This is a genomic window from Stutzerimonas tarimensis (assembly GCF_042648805.1).
GTDB lineage: Bacteria > Pseudomonadota > Gammaproteobacteria > Pseudomonadales > Pseudomonadaceae > Azomonas > Azomonas tarimensis.
In genome coordinates this window covers 66,481-82,826 of the sequence record NZ_JBHRXZ010000024.1, presented here as the reverse complement: position 1 = coordinate 82,826, position 16,346 = coordinate 66,481, and the positions used below count along the sequence as shown (strand labels likewise).

Below are 16,346 nucleotides of genomic sequence, written 5' to 3'. Positions count from 1 at the left end.
GGTAATAGGGTAGGGCAAGGGGCTCAGCGATGCGCTGTCACCTTGTGCTGCTGCAGGGCGCTGGCGAGTTTTCCGCCAGGCAGTTGGTCGCTGACCAGATGCTCCACCTGCTGCCAGGAGGCGTAGCGGGCTGGGAAGGTGCTGCCGAACTTGGAATGGTCGGCCACCACGACGGTGCTGCTGGAGCGTTGCAGCATGGCACTGTAGACCACGCCGCAGTCGATCAGCGCGTCGGTCGGGCCGTCGCTGCACAGCCCGCTGGCGCCGAGCACGGCGTAGTCTGCCGACAGGGTGTTGAGAAAGGACACGGCATGTGCCCCGACCATCGCGCCCTCGGTGGCGTGGTAGTCACCCGGTATCACGATGACCCGGATGGTGGGGTTGATCGACAACACCGTGGCCACCCCGAAGGAATGGGTGACCACGGTGATGTCCTTCATTACCGAGGCGATCCGGCGTGCCACGTGAACCGTGGTGGAGCCTGACCCGATCATCAGGATGCGGGCGTCGCTCACCAGCTCGGCGGTGGTGCGGGCGATCTGCTCTCGTTCGGCGATGAACAGCCGGTGGCGCTCGGTCACCGACGGCTCGCTGGTGATCGCCCGCACCGCGCCGCCGTAGGTGCGGTTGAGGTGGCCGCTCTGGGTCAGTTCGTCCAGGTCGCGGCGGATGGTTTCGCTGGATACCCCATGCAGTCGGGCGAGGTCGGCGATGCGCAAGCTCGGGGTGTTGTTGAGTTCGGCGAGGATCTCGGCCTGGCGAGCGGTCTTGGCTCTGGACATGCTGTCTGACGCTTCCTGGAACGGCATTCGTGGATGTGGTGAATGCCACAAAATGGTGAGGCCTGCATGGTAGTGCAGTCTTTTGGTTCAAACCACCCGCAGTGGTCTGCTCGCTCGGCCAGCGATGAAAGGACTGCCAGGCAGGGATGTGGCAAGCGCAAAATCCGGTTTGTGGTTGTTGCTGCAAAATGTTGTACTTTGCCCGACGCTCGTGTGGGGTGTGACAATGCTCTATCAACCTGACTTTTTGCATAAGCTGGAGGCGGGCCTGCGTGCCGTGCTTCCGGAGTGGGGCTGGCCGGCCGATGCCGGGCTGACCCTGCTGACCATTTCCGAGAACGCTACCTATCTGGTGGACGAGCCTGGTAGCGACCGGCGTCTGGTGCTCCGGGTGCAGCGGCCCGACTATCACAGCCTGGCTGAGATCGAATCGGAGCTGGCCTGGATTCGCGCCCTGCGTGAATCCGGCATGGTCCGCACGGCAACGCCGGTGCCGACCCTCGATGGGCGCCGGCTGACCCGCTTTGCCGATGGCGACAGCGTGCGGCATGTGGCGGCCTTCGAATGGATGCCGGGCCGCGAGCCGCACCCGGGCAGCGAGCTGGCCCAGTGGTACCGGGCCCTTGGCCAGACCAACGCCCGGTTGCACCAGCACAGCCGCAGTTGGGTCCGTCCGGAGGGTTTCGTGCGCAAGGTGTGGAACTTCGACACCATCCTCGGTGAGCAGGCCTACTGGGGTGACTGGCGCGAGGCGCAAGGGCTGACCGCCGATGGCCGTCAGGTACTCGAGCAGACCCATGCGCTGCTCCGTGAGCAGACCGCCACCTACGGCATGGCGCCGGAACGGTTCGGTCTGGTCCACTGTGACATGCGCCTGGCCAACCTGCTGGTGGATGGCGACCAACTGACGGTGATCGATTTCGACGATTGCGGCTTCAGTTGGTACGTCTATGACTTCGCCGCCTGCCTGAGCTTTCTCGAGGAAGACCCGAGGGTGGGTGAATTCCTTGCCGCCTGGCTCGAGGGCTATCGCAGCGTGGCGCCGCTGCCTGAAGAAGACGAACGGGCAATTCCCATGTTCCTGTTGCTCAGGCGCATGCAGCTGACCGCCTGGATCGCCAGCCACGCTGAAACGCCCACCGCCCGGTCCATGGGTCCCGACTACACCCGCGGCACCGTCGCCCTGGCAGAACGATACCTGCGTGCCTGCGAGGCAACCCCATGACCGAAACCAAGCAGATCCTCGCCTTGAACCGTTTCGATGCCGAGCGCGCCAGGGGCCTCGACGGCCGACTGGGGGAACTGGTGGCCCGGCGTCAACGGGCGTTCGGGGTGTCCTCGGTGCTGTTCTACGAACAGCCGCTGGAGATCGCCCGCGCCGAAGGGGTGTTCATGTTTGACGCCAGCGGCAAGCCCTACCTCGATGTCTACAACAACGTGCCGGTGGTGGGACACTGTCATCCGGCGGTGGTGGCGGCGATCGCCCAGCAGGCGGGCCGGCTGAACACCAACACCCGCTACCTCTATGAGAGCCTCACTACCTATGCCGAGACCCTGCTCGGCACCTTTCCGGCGGCCCTGTCGAACCTGTCGATGACCTGCACCGGCAGCGAGGCGAACGACATCGCCCTGCGGATCGCCCGGGCATGGACCGGCGGCAGCGGCTTCGTGGTGACCGAGACGGCCTACCACGGCAACACCAGCTTGGTGATGGAGGTCTCGCCCTCGTCCTACCGCAAGGGCCGCGAGTTGCCGCCGCACATCCGTACCATTCCGGCACCGGACAGTTATCGCCTGGCGCCGGGCGAGGATCTTGGCGAGGTGTTCGCCGGACATCTGCAGCGGGCCATCGACGATCTGGAAGGCTCGGGTATCCGCTTCGCCGGGCTGATCCTGGACACCGTGTTCTCCAGCGATGGCGTATTCGCCGACCCGCCGGGCTTTCTTGCCAGGGCGGTGGAGAGGGTGCACCGCGCCGGCGGGCTGTTCATCGCCGACGAGGTGCAGCCGGGCTTCGGCCGCACGGGTGACGGCTACTGGTGCTTCGGACGCCACGGCATCGAGCCGGATGTGGTGACCCTCGGCAAGCCCATGGGCAACGGGTTCCCCATGGGGGGCGTGGTGACCCGCCCCGAACTGCTGGAATGTTTCTGCGCCGAGACCGGTTACTTCAACACCTTTGCCGGGAACCCGGTCGCCGTGGCGGCGGGGCAAGCGGTGCTGGATACCCTGCAGCGTGAAGGCCTGATCGCCAACGCCAACAGCGTGGGAGGCTACCTGCGGGACGGCTTGTGGCGCCTGGCCCAATCGGATGCGCGGATCGGCGACGTGCGCGGGGCGGGGCTGTTCGTCGGCCTGGAGTTCATCGGCGTGGACAGGGCGCCGGATGGAGCGCTGGCCAGCCATGTGATCAATGCGATGAAGGAGCGCGGCATTCTCATCGGCGCCGCGGGTGCCTATGGCAATGTACTGAAGATCCGCCCGGCGCTCTGCTTCAGCCAGGCCAATGCGGACCAGTTCCTCACCACCTTGCAGGCGGTGCTGGATGTGGGCTGACACCCTCCTGGCCTGGCAGCAACTCGGCTCGGTGGGATCGGCTCACCGGGCCCGATGCACGGGCGGCCTGCTACCGTTGAGCGGATCGTTGGATGATGCGACGAACGGACTGGCTCGCCACAAACGCCGCCCCGCTGGGCTTCAGCGGGTCTGGGAGTGGTGCGGGATCGGTTGGCTTACTGGATTTCCGGGCATTGATGGCACAAGCTGCTGGCATATCGAATGAGCGAAGGCGCCCATGATTCCGTCTCGAAAGATCCGCCCCTTGAGGCATGAGTCATTTCACCCGAATGTTCTGCTGCTGCCCGCCAGTGGCGATGAGCGGGACATTGTCGAGGCTTCGCTGGAGCGGTTGATGCGCTCCTCGCTGCGTGTGGTACATCGCGACGGCTCGCGGGGTACCGTGTTGATCCTGCAGAGCTGGCGCAGCACGCCGGAAGGCTTTTCGGTCACCTTTACCCCGGGGGTGCTGGACGCAGTGGGACGACAGCGCGAGCCCTTGGAGGTGGTCGAAGTGCTGCTGGCGCAGGCGTTCTGAGCTTCCTCCCGGGTGGCTGAGAGTCAGGCGCTGCGGGCAAGGCTGACCATCGTGTCCATGCCTTGCGCGGCGACCTCGCCGATGACCAGTACTGCCGGGCTCCGCAGGCCGAACGCGGCGGCATCCAACAGCATGGCGTCGAGCCGGGAGCGGCATTCGCGCTGCTCGGGCAGCGAGGCGTTCTCGATCATCGCCACCGGCGTAGAGGCGGGCAGGCCGCCTTGCAGCAGCCCGGCCTGTACCTGATCCATGCGCGTCACGCCCATGTACACCACCAGTGTGGTGCCGGTCTGGGCCAGGGCCTGCCAGTTGAGGCTGGAGTCGTCCTGGGTATGGGCGGTGACCAAGGTCACGCCCCGCGCCACGCCGCGGTGGGTCAGCGAGATGCCGCAGCGGGTGGCACCTGCCAGCCCGGCGGTAATGCCATTGACCAACTCCGCCTCGACGCCATGCCGGGCCAGCCATTCGGCTTCCTCGCCGCCGCGGCCGAAGATGCACGGGTCGCCGCCCTTGAGCCTGACCAGGGTCTTGCCCTGGCGGGCGTAGCGCAGCATCAGCCGATGAATGAACGCCTGGGGCGTAGAGCGGCAGCCGCCACGCTTGCCCACCGGGATGATCCGAGCCACGGGGCAGTGCTCCAGCACCGCCGGGTTGACCAGATCGTCGATCAGCACCACGTCGGCGTTGTTCAGCGCCCTGACGGCCTTGAGGGTCAGCAGTTCGGGATCTCCGGGACCTGCACCGACCAGCCAGACTTTTGCGTTCATCTCGATATTCCTCGTTCAACAGTTGCCAGGCGGGTGTGTGGCGCCCTGCCGTAGATAGGGTTCAGGCGACCGACGCTTGCTGGGCCAGCAGCCGCTTGATTTCCGGGACACAGGAGCCGCAACTGGTGCCACAGCCGAGGCTGTCTTTCAAACCTTGCAGGTCGAGCCCCTGGCTGATGCCTTCGCAGACGGCGATCTCGCTGACGTTCATGCAGTTGCACAGGGTCTTGCTCGGCAGTTGCCCGCTGCCGCCGGGCGGGGCGCTGAGCGGGGCCAGCAGCCAGCGGCGCAGGGAAGCGTCGGCCTCGCCGTCGAGCCAGAGGCTCTTGAGCCATTCCCGGGCCAATGTTTCGCCGGCCAGGCGCAGCGACTGGATGCGCCCGTCTTCGATGCGGACCCGCTTGCCCACCGAGCGGCGCGGGTCGTCGTAGGCGAGCACCGGGCCGCTGTCCAGGCCGAGGAGGCGATCGATCTCGGCCAGGGCTTCGCCGCCCAGGGCTTCGGCGCGAGCAGCACGGATCACCAGGGCCGGGCGGTCACGCCCGGCCAGGCCCAGGCTGGCGTAGTCGAAGTCTTCGAAGAGCGGCCGCAGGGCCTCGAAGCGGCGCTGCACGTCGCCCTCGACCAAGGCATAGAACTGCCAGGGCAGCGTGACGGCTTCCACCGCCACCGCCGAAAGCTTCAGTTCCGGCTGCTTGGACAGCGGGTCGTAGGCGGGCTGGGTGAGCACGTTGATGCCCAGGCCCTTGAGAAAGCGATCGCCCCAATGCATTGGTACGTAGGCTTCACCCGGGCGCAGGCTGGGGTCGGCCTTGGCCGGCAGCACAAGGCTGCCGCGACGGCTGCTGATGCGCACCAGGGCGTTGTCCTTCAACTGGCGGCGTTGCATATCGTCCGGGTGCAGCGAGAGGATGGGTTCTTCCACATGGCCGAACAGGCGGGCTGCGGTGCCGGTGCGGCTCATGCCATGCCACTGGTCCCGCAACCGGCCGGTGTTCAGGGTCAGCGGGTAGCGAGGCTCGCGCTTTTCCTGGGGTGCTCGGTACTGTTCGGCGACGAAGCGTGCACGGCCGTCGGCGGTGGGAAACTCACCATCGGCATACAACCGGGGGGTGCCCTGATGAGCGCCGGTGGGAAAGGGCCATTGCTGCGGGCCGATCTCGTCGATCACGGCATGGCTGAGGCCGGTGAGGTCGAGATCGCGGCCTTCGGTCAGCCACTTGAACTCGTCGAAGATCTGCGCCGGGCCGGTAAAATCGAACAGGCTCGGCTGGCCGGGGCGCAGGTGCCGCTCCAGGCGGCGAGCGAAATCCGCGGTGATCGCCCAGTCCGGGCGTGCCTCGCCGGGGGCCGGCACCGCCGGGCGCACGTGGCTGATGCGTCGCTCGGAGTTGGTCACCATGCCTTCCTTCTCGCCCCAGCTGGCGGCGGGCAGCAGCAGATCCGCGTAGCGACAGGTCTCGGTGGTGAAGAAGGCTTCCTGCACAACCACGAAGGGGCAGGCGGCCAGGGCTTGGTGCACCAGGGTCTGGTTCGGCACCGACTGGGCTGGGTTGGTGCAGGCGATCCACAGTGCCTTGATACGCCCATCGCGCACTGCCTCGAACAGCTCGATAGCGGTAAGGCCGGGACTGTCCGGCAGCTGGCCCACCTGCCAATATCGGGCCACTTCGTCGCGATGCTCGGGATTGGCGGCGTCGCGGTGGCCTGGGAGCAGGTTGGACAGGCTGCCGGTTTCGCGCCCGCCCATGGCGTTGGGTTGTCCGGTGAGGGAGAAGGGTCCGGCGCCGGTGCGGCCGATCTGTCCGGTGGCCAGGTGAAGGTTGATCAGCGCGGTGTTGTTGCCGCTGCCGTTGCTGGACTGGTTCAGCCCCATGCACCACAGCGACAGGAAGCTCGGCGCGTTGCCGATCAGCCGGGCGCATTCCTGTAGCTGCTCGACCCGCAGCCCGCAGATGTCGGCCACCATGGCCGGGGTGTAGTCGCGCACGGTGCGCTTGAGCTCGTCGAAGCCGCTGGTGTGGGCGTCGATGAAGGCGCGGTCGATCCAGCCTTCCCAGAGCAGAATGTGCAGGAGCCCGTGGAACAGAGCGACGTCGCTGCCAGGTTGCAACTGCAGGTGCAGATCGGCCAGCTCGGCGGTGTCGGTGCGCCGTGGGTCGATGACGATGACCTTCATCTCCGGGCGGCGCGCCTTGGCTTCTTCCAGGCGGCGGAACAGTACCGGGTGGGCGTAGGCCATGTTGCTGCCGGCGATCAGCAGGCAATCGCTCTGCTCGATGTCCTCGTAGGAGCAGGGCGGGGTGTCGGAGCCGAAGCTGCGCTTGTAACCCACTACTGCCGAGGACATGCACAGGCGCGAGTTGCTGTCGAGGTTGTTGGTGCCGACCAGAGCGCGAGCCAGCTTGTTGAAGGCGTAGTAGTCCTCGGTGAGCAACTGTCCGGAGATGTAGAAGGCCACCGAGTCGGGGCCGTGCTCGGCAAGGGTGTCGGCGAATACCTGAGCGGCATGGTCCAGCGCGGTGTCCCAATGGGTACGGGCCCGGGCCAGGCCTTTACCCAGTCGAAGCTCGGGGTACAGGCCGCGGGCGGTGAGGTCGCCGGTCAGGTGCAGGGTCGAGCCCTTGCTGCAGAGCCTGCCGAGGTTGGCTGGGTGGCTTGGGTCGCCGGTCACGCCGTGGATGTGTTCGCCGTCGTGTTCGATCAGCACGCCGCAACCAACGCCGCAGTAACAGCAGGTGGACGGGGTGACTAGGGTGGTCTGGGACATGGCGTTCGGTCTCGGTCGATACGGCGTTGTACGGGCGCGGGGCTGGATTACACCGCTAAGGCAGCAGGCTCAGATAGACCCGGCCGTTTTCAACCTTGGCCGCGTGGCGGTGGGCACAACCCACATCGGGAGCCAGGGCGTCGCCGCTGGCCAGGTCGATCTGCCAGTTGTGCAGCGGGCAGGCCACGGTATTGCCGTAGACGATGCCCTGAGACAGCGGGCCGTCCTTGTGCGGGCAGCGGTCATCGAGAGCGAAGACCTCGTCCTGGGCCGTGCGGAACACCGCGATGTGGCCCTTGGGGCCTGCGACGATGCGGGCGCCCAGGGGGTTGATCTCGTCCAGTGCGCAGATGTCGAACCAGTTCATGAGTGCTCCTCGAGCCGTGTAGGTGAGCGACCTGCAGCCCACCAGGGGGAATGGGGCAAGCCGCTCGAAAGGGGATGTCAGACGCTTTCAGGAAGGCGGATGGTCTGGTATTCCTTGTTCAGTTTCTGTTCGGCGATCTGCGCCTTCCAGCCGTCGCCCTCGAAGGACAGCGCGTAAAGCAACTGCTGGTGCAGTGCCTTGCGCCGGCTTTCGTCCTCGAGGATGGTCTTCTTGAGGTATTCCAGCCCGACCCGCTGCATGTAGTGCACGGTGCGTTCGAGGTAGAAGGCTTCCTGGCGGTACAGCTCGATGAAGGCCAGGCTGTATTCCATGACCTCTTCGGCGGTCTTGACCTTGGTGAAGAATTCGCCGGCTTCGGTCTTGATTCCGCCGTTGCCGCCCACGTACAGCTCCCAGCCGGAATCGACGCCGATGATGCCAACGTCCTTGATGCCGGACTCGGCGCAGTTGCGCGGACAGGCGGAGACCGCCAGCTTGACCTTGTGCGGCGAATACATGCCGAACAGGGCCTTCTCGATATCGATGCCGAGCTGGGTCGAGTTCTGGGTGCCGAAGCGGCAGTACTCCTTGCCAACGCAAGTCTTCACCGTGCGGATGGACTTGCCGTAGGCGTGGCCGTCGGGCATGTCCAGGTCCTTCCAGACGGCTGGCAGATCCTCCTTCCTGATCCCCAGCAGATCGATGCGCTGACCACCGGTGACCTTGACCAGTGGCACCTGGTACTTGTCTGCCACGTCGGCGATGCGCCGCAGCTCGGCGGCGTTGGTGACACCACCGAACATCCGCGGAACCACCGAGAAGGTGCCATCCTTCTGGATGTTGGCGTGGGCCCGCTCGTTGATGAAGCGCGACTGCGGGTCATCCTTGGCCTCGCCGGGCCAGGTGGAGATCAGGTAGTAGTTCAGCGCCGGGCGGCAGCTGGAGCAGCCGTTGGGGGTGCTCCAGCCCATCGCCGACATGGCCTGAGCAATGGTCAGCAGCTTCTGCTCGCGGATCGCCAGGCGTACCTGGCCGTGGTTGAGCTCGGTGCAGCCGCAAACGGCCTTCTCGCTTTTGGGTTTGACATCGGCCGCGCCGCCCACAGTGTTGAGCAGGATCTGCTCCACCAGACCGGTGCAGGAGCCGCAGGAGCTGCCAGCCTTGGTGTGCTTTTTCACGTCATCGACCGAAAACAGCCCATGGCTCTGGATCGACTTGACAATGTTGCCCTTGCACACGCCGTTGCATCCGCACACCTCCATGTCGTCGGACATGGCCATGGCCTTGTTCTGGCCCAGGTGCCCCGAGTCGCCCAGCGCATTTTCGCCGAACATCAGGTGGTCGCGGATTTCCGAGACGTTGTGGTTCTCGCGGATCTGGCGGAAGTACCAGCCGCCATCGGCGGTATCGCCATACAGGCAGGCGCCCACCAGCACGTCGTCCTTGACCACCAGCTTCTTGTACACGCCACCGATGGGGTCGGACAGGGTGATGGTCTCGGTGCCTTCGCCGCCCATGAAGTCGCCGGCGGAAAACAGGTCGATGCCGGTGACCTTGAGCTTGGTGGAGGTCACAGAACCCTGGTAGCGGGAAAAGCCCAGCATCGCCAGGTGGTTGGCGCAGACCTTGGCCTGGTCGAACAGCGGCGCCACCAGCCCGTAGGCGATGCCGCGATGGCTGACGCACTCGCCGACGGCATAGACCCGAGGGTCGTAGGTCTGCAGGGTATCGCTGACGAGAATGCCGCGGTCACAGGGGATGCCGGCGCGCTCGGCCAGTTCGGTGTTCGGGCGGATACCCGCGGCCATCACCACCAGGTCGGCCGGAATCACCGAGCCGTCGCTGAACTGCACCGCGCAGACCCGCCCCTCGCCGTTGTCCATGAGGCTCGTGGTGTTGGTGTTCAGGCGGAACACCAGCCCGCGGCTTTCCAGCGCCTGCTGCAGCAGCCCCCCGGCGGTTTCGTCCAGCTGACGCTCCAGCAGCCAGTCACCGCGGTGTACCACGGTGACGTCCATGCCGCGCAGCTTCAGGCCATTGGCCGCTTCCAGGCCCAGCAGCCCTCCGCCGATCACCACGGCATGGCGGTGGGTGAGGGCGGTATCGATCATCGTCTGGGTGTCGGCGATGTCGCGGTAGCCGATCACGCCTTCGAGGTCCTTGCCGGGAATCGGCAGGATGAACGGGTTGGAGCCGGTGGCGATCAGCAGGCGGTCGTACTCCACCTCGCTGCCGTCCGCGCCGATCACCACCCGCCGGGCGCGGTTGATGTCCACCGCCTTGCAATTGGTCAGCAGACGGATGCCGTGCTCGGCATACCAGTCGAGCGGGTTGAGGACGATCTCGTCGAAGGTCTGCTCGCCGGCCAGCACCGGCGACAGCAGGATGCGGTTGTAGTTGGGATGGGGTTCGGCACCGAACACTGTGATGTCATAGAGGTCCGGGTTCAGCTTCAGCAGCTCTTCCAGGGTGCGGACCCCGGCCATGCCGTTACCGATCATCACCAGCTTGAGCTTGTTCATACCGTCTCCCGCGTCGCCGACTCGCCAGCGCTGCCGTTGATTGGATAAAGGCGAAAAACAAAAAGGCGCCGCACTGACAGGTCAGTGGACGCCTTTGTCCTTTCCGTATTCGGGAGCACCGCTTCCGGTTGGAAGGCGTGCTCTATGTCTGCAGTTTCCATAGCAGGGTTTGTGCCATGTGATTCGCCCCCCATGTTTCGCGGGCTCCGGGCCAGGCAGGGGCTAAACGAGCAGCCTTGATTTGCACCCCTACTGTGCGTCTTGCACCGTCGCGGTGCGCTCAGCGCAAAGACAGCAGGATCAACAGCAGGAGATTTCCCAGCAGCGAGGCGATAGCCAGGGTCCGCCATGCCCCGAGCGGGTTTCGCTCGAACCAGGGGCGATGGCGTTGCGGTGCGCTGTCGCGTTGCTCACCCTGGTCGAGGGCGAGAAGCCACTCCTCGGCCGTCTCGAACCGCTTGCCGGGTTCGGCGCAGACCGCCCGTGCCAGGCATTCGTCGAGCCAGGCAGGGACATCCGGGCGGTAGCGGCTGGCCGGCACCGGTGTGCCGAAATGCGGTCGCTGAAAGGCTTCGATCTCTCCATGTGGATAATGCCCGGTGAGCAGGTAGTAAAGCGTGACCCCTGCGGCATAGAGGTCCTGTTCGCGGCTGGGTGGCGCCCCGGAGAAGGCTTCCGGGGCAATGAAGCTGGGGGTGCCTGGCACGCTGCCCAGGGCATCCCGCGAGAGGCCGGGGCAGTAGGCGAGACCAAAGTCCAAGAGGCGCAACTCACCCTCGTCGTCCAGGTGCAGGTTCTCCGGCTTGACGTCGCGATGAAGGATGTTTCGCCGGTGCAGCATGCCCAGGGCGCGGATCAGCCGGGGGGCGAGCTGTTGCCATTGCGCAAGCGGCAGCGGCCCCTGCTGGCGAAAGTGCTCGTCCAGGGTGCGCCCCGGGTACTCGCGCTGAACGTAGTAGAGGTGCTGGCGCTGGGGCAGCGGATGGACTTCGGGGAAAAAGCGACCGGCGACCCGGCGCAGGAACCACTCCTCCTGCAGCAGCGCCGGGCCGGCCTCTGCCTCCTGCCGCCGAGCAGCCGGGAGGGTCTTGAGCAGCCAGGGACGACCAAGCGGGTCGCTGACCCGGTAGACCAGCGACTGACGGCTTTCCGAGCGCAACGATTCCACCTGCCAGCCTTCGAAGGTCTGCCCGGCCCTGAGCCTGGCGGGTAGCGGCCAGTTGTGCAGCTGCGCCAGGCTATCGGCAAGCGCTGCCTCCGGCAGCGACTCCACCCGGACCAGCACGGCGCTGGCGTTATCCTGGCTGCCGGCGCGATGGGCGAGCGTCACCAGCCGTTCCGCGACTTCCTGCAGATCATCCGTTTCGCGCAGCGCCCTGGCCAGTTCCTGCTCGGCCAGGCTTGCCCAGACCCCGTCGCTGAGCAGCATGAAGCAGTCGCCCAGGACAAGCTCATCTTCGAGAAAGTCCATCACCAGGTGCTGGTCCAGCCCCAGCGCCCGTTTGAGGACATGCTCCATGCCGGTCTGGGTCCAGACATGATCCTCGGTGAGTCGCTGCAGCCTTCCGTCCCTCCAGCGATAGGCGCGACAGTCGCCGACGTGGGCGAGGGTAAAGCGCCGGCCGCGAAGGATCAGCGCCGTAAGTGTGGTCAGCAGCGGCTGGCCACCACCGTTGGCCTGTAGCCAGCGGTTGTGGGCCACCAGCAAGCGGTCGATCGACTGCGAGACCGTCCAGGTTTCGGGGGTTGAGTAGTAATCCAGCGCCAAGGCCTGCAGCGTCGAGAGCGCCGCCAGCCGCCCGTCCGCGCACTGGCTGACGCCATCGGCAAGCGCCAGCAGGTAGCCCTTGCTGGCCGCCAGGGCTGGTGCTGGCGTGACCACGCGAATGGCATCCTGATTTTCGCGCCGCGGGCCGGTGGCGCTGGCCTCGCCGATGGACAACTTGAAGTTCACGAGGCTGGACATCCCTGGCGGTGGGGGCTGCGCTGAGGCAGCACCCGGTTGCGGCTAGATGCGTGCGGAGGTGACGGCCGCCGAGCCCCAGGTGGTGCGCCAGCGACGCTTGACACTGTACAGGCCGATCCAGGCGAAGATGCCCATCGAGGCAAAGAACCAGAGCCCCAGTTGATAGTCGCCGGTGGTTTGCTTGATCGAGCCCAGCCCCGCGGTGAGGAGGAAGCCACCGATGCCGCCGGCCATGCCGATCAGCCCGGTCATCACGCCCATCTCCCGGCTGAAGCGCTGGGGTACGAGTTGGAACACCGCGCCATTGCCGGCGCCGAGGCAGAGCATGGCGCAGACGAACAAGGCCAGGGCCGCGAGCGCGCTGGGCAGGTTGAAGCCCACTGCAGCGATGCAGATAGAGGCGGCGGTGTAGACCATCAACAGCGTGCGGATGCCTCCGATGCGGTCGGCCAGGGCGCCGCCCAGGGGGCGCATCAGACTGCCGGCGAAGACGCAGGCGGCGGTGTAGTAACCCGCCACCACCGGATCGAGGCCGTACTGGTCGAAAAAGTACCCGGGCAAGGTGCTGGCCAGGCCGAGAAAGCCGCCAAAGGTCACACAGTAAAAAAACATGAACCACCAGCTGTCGCGATCACCCAGGGCCCGCAGGTAGTCGGCGGTGGACTTGGGTGCCGGGCGGTTGGGGGCATTCTTCGCCACCGAGGCGAAGATGATCAGCGTCAGCACCAGCGGGATAAGGGCCAGGCCGAACACGTTGTTCCAGCCGAACAGTGCGGCCAGGCCGGGGGCGAAGAGTGCCGCCAGCACAGTACCCGAATTGCCCGCGCCAGCGATGCCGAGGGCCTTGCCCTGATGCTCCGGTGGATACCACTGCGAAGCCAGGGGCAGGGCGACGGCGAAGGAGGCACCGGCGAACCCGAGACAGAGGCCCAGCAGCAGCGCCTGCTCGTAGGTATGGATGCCCATCAGCCAGGCGACGCTGAGCCCGACGATGACGATCACCTGGCCGATGATGCCGGCCAGCTTCGGGGAGGTGCGATCGGCCAGCATGCCCATGACGAAGCGCAGTACCGCTCCGGCGAGAATCGGCGTGGCGACCATGAAGGCGCGTTGCTGGGTCGTCAGGCCGAGATCGGCAGCGATCTGCACCCCTAGCGGCCCGAGGACGTACCAGATCATGAAGCTCAGGTCGAAATAGAGGAAAGCGGCGAACAGCGTAGGGGTGTGGCCGGCTTGCCAGAAACTCTTGTTCATTAGAACGCACCTCGAAGGATTCATGGAATCTGGACACCCTGTCGCCGGCATGGAGACGGCAGGATGGCCTGATCACAGGGCTGGATGGATCGCATCCGCGCCCAGCGGCAGGGCCGCTACGGTTGCAGTAAAAGCGGGTGGCCCGGATAGGGCGACCTGCCTCCCACCGTTGCCGGCGGAAACGAAAAAGGCGCCACGCACCGGCCGATACTTTTCGGAGGTGACGCGACGCCTTTGTCGTTGAGCAGTCATGCTGCTTGCCTAATCCCTAGCACAGCCCGTGCCATAATATAAATCTGAGTCTAATCAGCGAGTTGCAGCGATTTCTAGTGATTATGGATGCCAATCAAGGTTTATGTAGGGCGTGTCGTGCCTTGTTTTGGGGCAATTGGGGCGTTGCATGAACCATAAGAGCTCACCCTTGGGCTCGCCTCGGGTCACAGGCCGATCAGCGGCTGGATGAAGTGCTCCGGGAGCCAGGCTGTGACGTACCGGGCTGGCCTGCTGATAAGCTGCACCCAAGAATCGAGGAGCAGGCAAATGGATGCAGGGTTCTGGCAGGCGAGGTGGCAACGAGGTTTGATCGGCTTTCACCAACCGGAGGTGAATCCATACCTGACGCGGCATTGGGGCAGCCTATGGCTTGACCGGGGTGCCCGGGTACTGGTGCCACTCTGTGGCAAGTCCTTGGACATGTCGTGGCTGGCTGCGGAGGGGGCACAGGTGCTGGGCATCGAGTTGTCCGAGATTGCCGTCCGCGACTTTTTCGCCGAGCAGGGTATGGCGGTGCAGGCAGAGTCTTCCGGTGCCTTCCAGCGCTTTCGGGCTGGTTCGGTGGAGATTCTCCAAGGCGATATCTTTGCCCTGGAGTCGGGAGACGTTCTCGGCCTGTACGACCGCGCCGCGTTGATTGCCTTGCCCGGCCCGATGCGAGCAAATTACGCCGGCCTGTTGAACAGGCTGCTGCCTGTCGGCTGCAGGGGTTTGTTGATCACCCTGGATTACGACCAGTCGAAAATGGAAGGGCCACCCTTTGCGGTCGGCGACGACGAGGTGCGCCGGCTGTTCGCCGGTCACTGGCAGATCGAGCCTCTGGAAGCGCGGGACATTCTCGGGGAAAGCCCGCGCTTTGCCCAGTGCGGGGTCACCTGCCTCGAGGAACGGGTGTATCGGCTCGACAAGCAGCGCTGAGCCTGTTCATTCGGCGCTCTGCATGCGCCGGATGAACAGGTCGGCTTCGTCGATGGCCCGCTGCATTTCCGCGACGAGCTCGTCGACGTTGGCCGACAGGGTTCGATATTCACCTTGCAGCGCACCGATGGCGCGAGCGTTGAGGTTGTGCTTGAGAAACAGCACCTGGTCGCGCAGCACGCCCAGCACCGGCTCGATCCGCTTCTCTGCTGCCTTCATGCGCTGAATCAACGCCTCGTACTGCTGCTCGGTCCGTTTGAGCTCCCGTTCGCTGGCGGCGCGCAAATCACGATTGGTGTAGTCCCGCAGCTCACGTCGCCACTCGCGGAACAGCGCGTTCGCCACGTCTTCGACCCCTTCGATCCGGTTGCGCACGTTGCGGGCGGCACGCTCACTGGCCTGGTATTCACGATCGAGCGCTTCATAGCGGACTTCCAGTTCGCCGCCCTCGACTTGCACCACGCTGCGGTAGCGTTCCAGGGCATCGCGGAACTGCTGTTGGGCTTGCTGCTGGGAGTCGCGGGCATCACCGACCCGGTCGACGAGGATGTCCCGCTTGTGGATGCCGGCGCGTTCGAGCGCGGCGTAGTAGGTGCTCTGGCAACCTGCGAGGAGGAACAAGGTAATCCAGAAGAGGCAAAGCTGGCGCATGGGCAATCCTTTACGAGGAGGCGATACGCCTTGGAAAACAAAAAAGGGCCACTTACGTCGCCCTCTCTTGTGTTTCGCTCGATCAGCCGCGCTGACGGAGCGCCGCGATACGGTCTTCCAGCGGCGGATGGCTCATGAACAGGCTCGCCAGGGCGCTCTGCTTGGCGGAACGGATGCCGAAGGCGGTCAGGCTGTCGGGCATCTGCGCCGGAAGGTTCTGCTCGGCCTGTAGCCGCTGCAGGGCGCCAATCATAGCGCCGGTGCCAGCCAGCCGGGCGCCGGCATCGTCGGCACGGAATTCGCGCTTGCGCGAGAACCACATGACGATGGTGGTGGCCAGGATGCCGAGCACCAGTTCAGCGACGATGGTCGCGACGTAGAAAGCGATACCGTGACCGCTTTCGTTCTTGAAAATCGCCTTGTCGACAAAGTTGCCGAATATCCGCGCGAAGAACATGACGAAGGTATTCACCACGCCCTGAATCAGGGCGAGCGTCACCATGTCGCCGTTGGCCACATGCCCGATCTCGTGGGCCAGGACCGCGCGCACCTCATCGGGGGAGAAGCGTTCCAGCAGGCCCTGGCTGACCGCGACCAGCGCGTCGTTCTTGTTCCATCCAGTGGCAAAGGCATTGGCTTCGTAAGCGGGGAAAATACCCACCTCGGGCATCTTGATACCGGCCTCGCGCGACAGCTCCTCGACGGTCTGCATCAGCCACTGCTCATGGCGAGTGCGCGGCTGGCTGATGACCTGGGTCTTGGTGCTCATCTTGGCCATCCACTTGGAAATGAGCAGCGAGATGATGGAACCGGAAAAACCGAACACTGCACAGAAGACCAGCAGTTGCTGGAGATCCAGGTTGACCCCCGCTGCGTCCATGTAGCCGGTGAAACCGATGAGGCTCAGGGTGATGCTGGCGATCAACAAGACGGCCAGGTTGGTGGCCAGAAACAGCAGGATGCGCATCATGGAAGGGTTCAG

At 65.2% G+C, this 16,346-nt stretch carries 13 protein-coding genes; 4 read left to right on the top strand and 9 right to left on the bottom strand.

All coding sequences use genetic code 11. The annotated features are described in order from the left end of the window. Window positions 1–23 precede the first annotated feature (23 nt). A complete protein-coding gene (locus ACFOMF_RS14180) occupies window positions 24–782 on the bottom strand; it encodes a DeoR/GlpR family DNA-binding transcription regulator (RefSeq protein ID WP_386366007.1) in 759 nt (252 codons plus the stop codon). A 226-nt stretch (window positions 783–1,008) separates the two neighbouring features. Here ACFOMF_RS14180 and ACFOMF_RS14175 point away from each other — a divergent pair, with 226 nt between their 5' ends. From ACFOMF_RS14175 to ACFOMF_RS14165, 3 genes are all read left to right on the top strand, one after another. Beyond that, window positions 1,009–2,007: a phosphotransferase enzyme family protein gene (locus ACFOMF_RS14175; RefSeq protein ID WP_386366006.1), complete on the top strand. Its 999-nt coding sequence runs from the start codon at window positions 1,009–1,011 to the stop codon at window positions 2,005–2,007. Continuing rightward, the gene (locus tag ACFOMF_RS14170) at window positions 2,004–3,338 is read left to right on the top strand and encodes an aspartate aminotransferase family protein (protein WP_386366005.1); all 1,335 of its coding nucleotides are present in this window, start codon (window positions 2,004–2,006) and stop codon (window positions 3,336–3,338) included. The genes ACFOMF_RS14175 and ACFOMF_RS14170 overlap by 4 nt, the downstream gene beginning before the upstream one ends. A gap of 238 nt (window positions 3,339–3,576) precedes the next feature. Beyond that, window positions 3,577–3,876, top strand: coding sequence for a hypothetical protein (locus ACFOMF_RS14165; protein WP_386366003.1), 300 nt, complete (start codon window positions 3,577–3,579; stop codon window positions 3,874–3,876). A gap of 23 nt (window positions 3,877–3,899) precedes the next feature. Here the strand turns inward: ACFOMF_RS14165 and cobA are convergent, their stop codons facing one another. The 6 genes from cobA to ACFOMF_RS14135 all read right to left on the bottom strand — a co-directional run bounded on the left by cobA (window position 3,900) and on the right by ACFOMF_RS14135 (window position 13,522). Next, window positions 3,900–4,643, bottom strand: coding sequence for a uroporphyrinogen-III C-methyltransferase (cobA, locus tag ACFOMF_RS14160; RefSeq protein WP_386366001.1), 744 nt, complete (start codon window positions 4,641–4,643; stop codon window positions 3,900–3,902). Between the two features lie 61 nt (window positions 4,644–4,704). After that, window positions 4,705–7,413: a nitrate reductase gene (locus ACFOMF_RS14155; protein ID WP_386365999.1), complete on the bottom strand. Its 2,709-nt coding sequence runs from the start codon at window positions 7,411–7,413 to the stop codon at window positions 4,705–4,707. Window positions 7,414–7,468: 55 nt separating this feature from the next. Next, window positions 7,469–7,780, bottom strand: coding sequence for a nitrite reductase small subunit NirD (gene nirD, locus ACFOMF_RS14150; RefSeq protein ID WP_386365997.1), 312 nt, complete (start codon window positions 7,778–7,780; stop codon window positions 7,469–7,471). Window positions 7,781–7,857: 77 nt separating this feature from the next. Beyond that, window positions 7,858–10,302, bottom strand: coding sequence for a nitrite reductase large subunit NirB (gene nirB / locus ACFOMF_RS14145; protein ID WP_386365994.1), 2,445 nt, complete (start codon window positions 10,300–10,302; stop codon window positions 7,858–7,860). A 280-nt stretch (window positions 10,303–10,582) separates the two neighbouring features. Then, window positions 10,583–12,268, bottom strand: coding sequence for a protein kinase domain-containing protein (locus ACFOMF_RS14140; RefSeq protein WP_386365992.1), 1,686 nt, complete (start codon window positions 12,266–12,268; stop codon window positions 10,583–10,585). A 42-nt stretch (window positions 12,269–12,310) separates the two neighbouring features. Beyond that, complete coding sequence (locus ACFOMF_RS14135; protein ID WP_386365990.1) at window positions 12,311–13,522, bottom strand: nitrate/nitrite transporter; 1,212 nt, start codon at window positions 13,520–13,522, stop codon at window positions 12,311–12,313. A gap of 540 nt (window positions 13,523–14,062) precedes the next feature. On the opposite strand from ACFOMF_RS14135, the gene ACFOMF_RS14130 reads away from it, so the two are divergent. Continuing rightward, entirely contained in the window at window positions 14,063–14,713 is a 651-nt protein-coding gene (locus tag ACFOMF_RS14130; RefSeq protein ID WP_386365988.1) for a thiopurine S-methyltransferase, read from the top strand. Window positions 14,714–14,719: 6 nt separating this feature from the next. On the opposite strand, the gene ACFOMF_RS14125 is transcribed toward ACFOMF_RS14130, so the two are convergent. Both ACFOMF_RS14125 and htpX read right to left on the bottom strand, forming a co-directional pair. Next, window positions 14,720–15,364 carry a DUF2959 domain-containing protein gene (locus ACFOMF_RS14125; RefSeq protein ID WP_386365986.1) on the bottom strand — a complete coding sequence of 215 codons (645 nt, stop codon included), beginning with the start codon at window positions 15,362–15,364 and terminating at the stop codon, window positions 14,720–14,722. Window positions 15,365–15,446: 82 nt separating this feature from the next. Further along, entirely contained in the window at window positions 15,447–16,334 is an 888-nt protein-coding gene (htpX, locus tag ACFOMF_RS14120) for a protease HtpX (protein ID WP_386365984.1), read from the bottom strand. Between the last annotated feature and the right edge of the window lie 12 nt (window positions 16,335–16,346).

Coding starts and splice junctions, on each gene's coding strand:
- ACFOMF_RS14180 (WP_386366007.1), bottom strand. CDS start 782: ATGTCCAGAGCCAAGACCGCTCGCCAGGCCGAGATCCTCGCCGAACTC.
- ACFOMF_RS14175 (WP_386366006.1), top strand. CDS start 1,009: ATGCTCTATCAACCTGACTTTTTGCATAAGCTGGAGGCGGGCCTGCGT.
- ACFOMF_RS14170 (WP_386366005.1), top strand. CDS start 2,004: ATGACCGAAACCAAGCAGATCCTCGCCTTGAACCGTTTCGATGCCGAG.
- ACFOMF_RS14165 (WP_386366003.1), top strand. CDS start 3,577: ATGATTCCGTCTCGAAAGATCCGCCCCTTGAGGCATGAGTCATTTCAC.
- cobA (WP_386366001.1), bottom strand. CDS start 4,643: ATGAACGCAAAAGTCTGGCTGGTCGGTGCAGGTCCCGGAGATCCCGAA.
- ACFOMF_RS14155 (WP_386365999.1), bottom strand. CDS start 7,413: ATGTCCCAGACCACCCTAGTCACCCCGTCCACCTGCTGTTACTGCGGC.
- nirD (WP_386365997.1), bottom strand. CDS start 7,780: ATGAACTGGTTCGACATCTGCGCACTGGACGAGATCAACCCCCTGGGC.
- nirB (WP_386365994.1), bottom strand. CDS start 10,302: ATGAACAAGCTCAAGCTGGTGATGATCGGTAACGGCATGGCCGGGGTC.
- ACFOMF_RS14140 (WP_386365992.1), bottom strand. CDS start 12,268: ATGTCCAGCCTCGTGAACTTCAAGTTGTCCATCGGCGAGGCCAGCGCC.
- ACFOMF_RS14135 (WP_386365990.1), bottom strand. CDS start 13,522: ATGAACAAGAGTTTCTGGCAAGCCGGCCACACCCCTACGCTGTTCGCC.
- ACFOMF_RS14130 (WP_386365988.1), top strand. CDS start 14,063: ATGGATGCAGGGTTCTGGCAGGCGAGGTGGCAACGAGGTTTGATCGGC.
- ACFOMF_RS14125 (WP_386365986.1), bottom strand. CDS start 15,364: ATGCGCCAGCTTTGCCTCTTCTGGATTACCTTGTTCCTCCTCGCAGGT.
- htpX (WP_386365984.1), bottom strand. CDS start 16,334: ATGATGCGCATCCTGCTGTTTCTGGCCACCAACCTGGCCGTCTTGTTG.